6 protein-coding genes are annotated in these 6630 nt (G+C 69.4%); 2 read left to right on the plus strand and 4 right to left on the minus strand.

From position 1 onward, the window contains the following. Positions 1–69: 69 nt before the first annotated feature. Positions 70–669 (minus strand): TetR/AcrR family transcriptional regulator, encoded by a 600-nt coding sequence (locus tag IH68_RS0117060; protein WP_030935788.1) that lies wholly within the window; start codon positions 667–669, stop codon positions 70–72. A gap of 327 nt (positions 670–996) precedes the next feature. Here IH68_RS0117060 and IH68_RS0117065 point away from each other — a divergent pair, with 327 nt between their 5' ends. Then, complete coding sequence (locus IH68_RS0117065) at positions 997–1647, plus strand: peroxiredoxin-like family protein (protein ID WP_030935791.1); 651 nt, start codon at positions 997–999, stop codon at positions 1645–1647. Positions 1648–1871: 224 nt separating this feature from the next. Here the strand turns inward: IH68_RS0117065 and IH68_RS0117070 are convergent, their stop codons facing one another. After that, the gene (locus IH68_RS0117070) at positions 1872–3431 is read right to left on the minus strand and encodes a sigma-70 family RNA polymerase sigma factor (RefSeq protein ID WP_030935793.1); all 1560 of its coding nucleotides are present in this window, start codon (positions 3429–3431) and stop codon (positions 1872–1874) included. Between the two features lie 588 nt (positions 3432–4019). Here IH68_RS0117070 and IH68_RS0117075 point away from each other — a divergent pair. Next, a complete protein-coding gene (locus IH68_RS0117075) occupies positions 4020–4856 on the plus strand; it encodes a class II glutamine amidotransferase (RefSeq protein ID WP_030935796.1) in 837 nt (278 codons plus the stop codon). Between the two features lie 42 nt (positions 4857–4898). Here IH68_RS0117075 and IH68_RS0117080 read toward each other — a convergent pair whose 3' ends face one another. Next, complete coding sequence (locus IH68_RS0117080; RefSeq protein WP_030935799.1) at positions 4899–5267, minus strand: amphi-Trp domain-containing protein; 369 nt, start codon at positions 5265–5267, stop codon at positions 4899–4901. 210 nt (positions 5268–5477) lie between these two features. Continuing rightward, entirely contained in the window at positions 5478–6611 is a 1134-nt protein-coding gene (locus IH68_RS51765; RefSeq protein WP_051833503.1) for a hypothetical protein, read from the minus strand. Positions 6612–6630 lie beyond the last annotated feature (19 nt).

A 6630-nucleotide genomic window follows, 5' to 3' on the forward strand; every position in this document is an offset into this window, starting at 1 on the left:
CGGCTTCCGTCGTCCGTACGGGCACTTCACCTGCGCTCAACCCCGGTTGAGAGCCGGGCCCGCGGATGCCTACGCGGCCGTCCTCACACCCAGCGAGTCCAGGGCGGCGGTCACCGTCTTTCGCAACGTCGCGGCGTCAGCACCGGCACGCGAGCGCAGGTTGACGCCATAGGCGAGCAGGGCCAGCAGATCCGCGGAAGCATCGGGGGCGGCCCCTGGGGCAAGCTGCCCCCGGCGCTCGGCGGTTACCAGCGCCGCGTACATTGCCTCGCGCAGCTCCCGGTGGTGCCGGTCCAGGAGGGCACGCACGTCCGGATCGCTGTTCTCGACCCCGGCGTGTGCGTTGGAGACCATGCAGCCCCAGCGGGCGTACTCACCCGAGCAGCGCGCCTCGATCAGGCCGGCGAAGAACTCGGAGACGGCCGGCAGACCCCGCTCGTCCTCGGCCAGGCGCCGAAACACCGGCTGGGATCGCTGTTCGAGGTAGCGGCGCAACGCCGCGAGGTAGAGCTCCTGCTTTCCGCCGAACGTGGCGTACAGGCTGGAACGGTTGAGCCCGGTCGCGCTCACCACGTCCTGGATCCCGGTCGAGGCCACGCCCTGCCGCCAGAACAGCCGCACCACGGTCTCCAGGGTGGCATCCGGATCGAAGTGCTTGATGTCGGGCATGGCCCACCCCGCTATCCTGAAATGAGGGTTCCAAGATACTTCCGCTTCAGCACGCCGCAAAGATTTCGGCAGGCACGCAGCAGCCCGCCGGGCGCTCCTGAACGGGTCCCAGCCCTCCCACCTTCGCCGACACCTCACCCATCGCGCAGTCCAACTCGCCGCGTTCATCAAGGCGTTGACCCTGACCGACCGTCATCCCTTCACCGACCTCCGCCCATTCGCACCTCCGTACGGGCTGGCGGTGGACCACGAACACCCTTATCTTGGAACGGTCATTTCAAGATTGACCGGTCCCGCCCGAGTCACCGACCACAAGGAACGAGCACCATGACCACCCTCAACACCGAACTGCGCGCTTTCTACGCAGCACGTCAGCAGCAGATTCCCGCCGAGATCCGGACAGTCATGCAGCGAGCCGGCCAGGAACTCGCCGACTCCGGCCAGGCCGACCGCGCCCTGACCGTCGGCGCCCAAGCCCCACGCTTCAATCTCCCCACCGCGACCGGACACACCCTGGCCCTGGACGACCTGCTCACCGACGGCCCGGTCGTGCTGACCTTCTACCGCGGCGCCTGGTGCCCGTACTGCAACATCGCCCTGCGCTCACTCCAGCAGCACCACGAGGCCATCACTGCCCGCGGCGCCCGCCTGGTGGCCGTCTCCCCGCAAATCCCCGACGAGTCCCTCACCCTGACGGAGAAGCACGACCTCGCCTTCGACGTCCTCAGCGACATCGGTTCCGACACCGCCAAGCAGTACGGCCTCGCCTTCGACCTCCCCGACGACCTCGCCGCCGTCTACGCCAAGCTCGGCTTCGACCTCCAGCGTGTCAACGACGGCCACCCGCGCACGCTCCCGCTGCCCGCCACCTACGTCATCGACCGCGACGGCGTCATCCGCTGGTCCTTCGTCGACACCGACTACACCACCCGCGCCGAACCGGCCGACATCCTCGCCGCCCTCGACGCAATGCATTGATCCCGACCTGATGGACGATGCCTGCCCTGGGGCCGCATCCGCTCTCGCCTGCTCGACCTGGAGCATCCAACCGAACGTGCCGCCCAGAGCCCACCGGTGGAAGCGGGGGGAGCGTGACCCACGGGCCGTGCCGCTCGGGCACAGCCCGCCGCCACGGAACACCCCGGCGCGTCCCATCGGCCTGACCTGGCGTCACGCGAGTTTCAGAGCAGGGCCGTTCCGTGTCAGGTCCAGGGCGCCACGAGGACGAAGGAGCGACTGGCCCGGTAGGCAGCGGTGTTCTCGGAGGGGTCGAGCCACAGCTGGAGGTTGCCCCGGTGGCGGAGGTAGCGACCGGCGTAGTTGTACGACTCCAGGGAGACCGAACCGGCCATGGAACCGGAACGGGGGCAGAAGGTGGCGTCCTTCCGGAAGAGGGCGGATCGGTCGTCGCTGTCCAGCCGGATGCGGAAGGCGTAGTGCCGCAGATACCTGCCGGTGGCGTCCCTGAGTGAGTAACAGCGGGAGTCCGCCAGGCCGGGAACGAAGGTGAAGGTGGCCGCCTGCCGGGTGGCCGCGGAGCTGGTGGCGCCGACCGGCCCCAGGATGCCGAGCCGGCCGGACTGGCTCACGTAGTCGCCGGGGTTGTCGACCGACCGTAGGGCGTGCCGTCCCGAGAACCGCACCGCAGCCGTCGTCGCCGGGACTGCTGTCGGCGCTGACGTGGGTGCCGGTGTCCGGGAGGCGGACGCTCTCGGGGTCGGCGGCACGGACGAGGCGGCGGGCGAGAGCGGGGCCGCGGCGGCGGGCCGCGGGGCCGGCTCGTGAGACCCCGCGACGGTGTACCAGGCCACTCCTGCGGCCGCGAGTGTCACGGCACCTGCGGCTGCCGCCGCCGCGGGCTTGGCGGCCAGCTTGCCGATCGTCCGCGCCGTACGGCTTGCACCACTCGCCGTCCGGGTGCCCGCGCCGACGGTCGCCCCTGCCGAGTCCGCCCTCAGCACCCTGGCCACTACCAGGCCGGCCAGGCCGAGCGGCACAGGCACCAGCGCGAGGCCGGCCAGCAGCCCCTCCGCCGGTATGAGGTCGGACGAGCTCGACAGGCACTGCGGACAGTCGCGGACATGGCGTGCCAGCCGCTTGCGCCACAGCGCCGACGGCCGCCCGTCCCATGAGGAGAGCAGGGCGGTCAGGTCCGGGCAGCGTGGCGAGGCCGTCACGGCACGTACCACTGTGCGCGCCGCCTCCAGCCGCTCCTTGACCCGCTGGATTCGGACCGCGGCATGCCGACGTGTGAGGCCGCAGGCCGCCGAGAGCTCGCCGCGGGTCAGTTCACCGGCGCTCTCCATCCACCACAGCGCGAGTACCTCGCGTTCCTCGTCCTCCAGCCAGCGGGTCGCCTCCACCGCTTCGCGCCGCTGGCCCGACAGCGCAAGCCGAAGAATGACGAGCTCGGAGAAGTCGGCCTGCGGGTCCGGCTCCTGGGCCTTCTCCTCCAGGGGGTCCGCAGTGAGCCCGGTGCGCCCTCTGCGCCACCGGTCACGGATCTGCCGCACGGTGATGGCGACGAGCCAGGACCGGAACCGATCCGGTTGCTCCAGTCCGGGCAACCCGTCCAGGACCCGCATCATCGTCTCCTGGACGACGTCGTCGACGTCGCTGTGACCGTCCAGCGCCCGCCCGACGATGTTGTAGACCAACGGCAGACAGTCACGTATCAGCTGTTCCGAGGCCTGCCGGTCCCCGGCCCGCGCCGCCATGACGACGGTGATGTCCGGCTGTTCCTGCGTGCCCTGCGAGCGCACCCCGTCCCACCTGTCCCGTCGCCTTGTCGATGTGTCGAGGGCGACAAGTGTGTCAGGAGCGGATCCGCAGGATTTTGCGCGGGTCGCTCCCCCCCAGGTGCCGCCTCCACGCGTTCGCCCGTTCCGTGTTTTCCGTTATGCGCCGCACGCCGGCGCGTCTCCTTTGTGTACGACCCCACGGGTCCGTCCGGCACATGCCGGTGCTGAGATACCACGTCGATGCGTCGCGGACGGCCACCGATGTATGCCGACGTGTCGGATCCGGACTGTCGCCCGCCGACTGGCAGCACAGCCATGGCCGGCTCCATCTCCCCGTGCTCGGAGCGATGGCCGTCCGATCCGCGCCCGCATGGCGATGCGCGGCGAGAGAGGCGAAAATGAGATCGGAACAAGAGCCACCCGATCATCGGAGACGGCGTCGCCGCCGGCGCGAGGGACGCCCACCATCCTCAGTGCCCTCGAGCCGAGCCGGCAGAGCAGCGGGGTGCGGCAGCCAGGTGACCGGCGGACTCATTGAAGACTCCGGGCGCCGCGGGCGGGACATCAGCGCAGTCCCGCAGGTGCAGCTGGGAACACAGGTGATCGCTCATGTGCCGATGGCTCGCTTACTGGGGAACACCCCTGCTTCTCGACACCATCCTCTACAAACCGGCCCACTCGCTGATCGATCAGAGCCTCCACTCCAAACTGGGTGTCGAGACGACGAACGGCGACGGTTTCGGCATCGGGTGGTACTCGCAGGAGAGTATCGACACCCCGGCCTTGTTCAGGGACGTCGGCCCCGCCTGGAACAACCGCAACCTGAGGGAGATCGCGGATCATGTCCGCTCCCCGTTGTTCTTCGCCCACATACGGGCGACGACCGGCACGGCGGTGCAGCAGACGAACTGCCACCCGTTCCGGCACGGCCGATGGATGTGGATGCACAACGGCGTCATCACAGATTTCCACCTCATGCGTCGCGAGTTGTCCCTGCTCGTCGACCCTGGGCTGTACTCCGACATCGAAGGAACGACGGACTCGGAGGTGATGTTCTACCTGGCGCTCACCCTCGGCCTGGACCAGGACCCGCCGGGCGCTGTGTCCCGGATGGTGGGAGTGGTGGAGCGCAGCGGCCGCAACCACGGTGTGGAGTTCCCGCTGCAGATGACAATCGCCGTGACCGACGGCGAACGAGTATGGGCCTTCCGCTACTCGAGCCAGGGCGCTTCCCGGTCTTTGTTCTACAGCACCCGCGTGGACGCACTGCGCAAGCTGCACCCCGATGCGGCCTTCCTGCAGGAAGTGTCGGACGAGACCCGCCTCATCGTTTCCGAACCTCTCGGCGACCTGCCTGGCGCCTGGAACGAGGTACCGGAGAGCAGCTACGGCGTCGTGGAGGCAGGGGCCGACGCGTTGTATCCCTTCGTCCCGGAACCGGCATGACACGTGGACTGCTTCTCATCAGCCCGAGGCCCCCAGCACGACTCATGCCGTTCTTGTGGCGGACCGCTTCGCGCTCTTGCCCCTGCTGGTGCCCGTGCCGCTCCGACCGGGCTTGGCGGGCACGTTCTTCCTGCTCGTGGCCTTGGCGGTGCCTGCGGCCGGCTGCGACGGCGCTGTCCGGCTCGGTGCGGTCGGCCACTTGAACTCGATCTCCAGCTCGATCTCCCCGTTGCCTACCTCGACTTCCACCTCGCTGCGAAGGTCGTCGGGAATCCGCAGGCTCAGCGTCGCGGGGCCGATTTCCAGTTCGGCATCCCCGCCCTCTCTCAGTGCAGCTGCAAGTGCGGTGAGCTGGTCAGCCGCCTCAATGCGTGACAGCGAGGCCTTCTGCTCGAACTTGAGATCCTTCATGGGTGCCTCCGATCCGGAACAAACAGGGCATAACGCCAATTCTGAGGCCATATGCAGGATCGGACATCCTCACGGCCGGGCGAAGAGCCCGCACTCGCGCCGCCGGAGTGGACGAGTGATCGTCGCCGAGCCGGCATCGCCCAAGCGCAGAGGAAGCGCCCGAGCTGGTCTTTCGTCCGTCCGGCGCCTCCCCCGGTTCGATCATCGGCGTCAGTAACGTCCGTTCTGGTACACCTCTTTGCTGTCGCCGACGGCGGTGGTCACCACGGCCCATATGTCGTGGCCCGTGTCGCGGGTGCCCTTGTCGTGGTTGTACTGGAACTCGAAGACGTATGTTCCGGGGTCGAGGGTGATGCCCGCGTTGAGCGTCACGACGTAGTCCGCTCCGCCGTCCGAGGCTCTTCCGGTGTGCACCGTGACCTTGCCGCCGAGGGACGTCCAGACGCCGGTGTTCGCCACGCCGCCGGTCTGGGCCACGTGCAGGACGACTTTGAGCGCGCTGAGCTTCTTGGTGGTCGTGACGCTGACGTTGCTCTGGCTCCAGTAGTCGTTGGGGGACGTCACGGAGGTCCGTACGGAGAGGTAGCTGCTCTGCCCGGCCGTCGAGGACTTGGCCGCGGCCTTCTGGGGTGAGACCGCGGCGGGGTGCCCTGACGAGGGGGTGTGACCGTTCTGGGCGTCGGCGGCCGCCAGGCCTACGGCGGGGGGCGCTGCCGCGGCTGCCTTCCCGGCCCCTGCCGCAAGGCGTCCTTTCGCAGGCGTCGTCGGGGTCTGGGTCGGGGTGCCCGCCTCGTCGAGGCCCTTGCCGGGGCCCAGGATCGGCTCCGGCTTCTCCTTGGCCGTCGCGGTGGAGGAATGCGAGCCCAGTCCCTCGGTCACCCCTACCGCCGCGAGAAGGGCACCGGCCGCGACGGCCACGCCGAGAAGCCACTTCGAGACGGCGTGACCGGCGACGGCCCCCGTGGGAACCGGCGCCGCGTGCGCACCGCGCTGCTGCTCGGCGACAGCCGCCTGCCACAGTGCCACCGAAGACCCCTCGCCGGCAGCCTCCGTGTCGGCCTTGGTGTCGTCACCAGCCGGCTGCGCGGAAGGGGGTGCCGGGGCCGCCGGCTGCTCGGCCTGCGCAGACTTCGGCTCAGCGGTGCTCTCGTCCTGGCCTTCGGCCTGCGGGGCGGCCCACGGCAGGGGTTGATCCCACACGGCGCCCGTCTGCGCGGCAGCCTGGTTGCCGGTGTCGGCGTCCGGTGCTGTGGGCGCCGGGGCGAGCGCGACCTGCGCCTGGGACTGCCCGGCGGATCTGTCCGTCCCGCCGGGTTCCTTGGCGGACTGGTCTCCTGCTGTCATCTGAGCTTCGTTCCCTTCG

Origin of the sequence: Streptomyces sp. NRRL S-646 (genome assembly GCF_000720765.1) — a bacterium.
GTDB lineage: Bacteria > Actinomycetota > Actinomycetes > Streptomycetales > Streptomycetaceae > Streptomyces.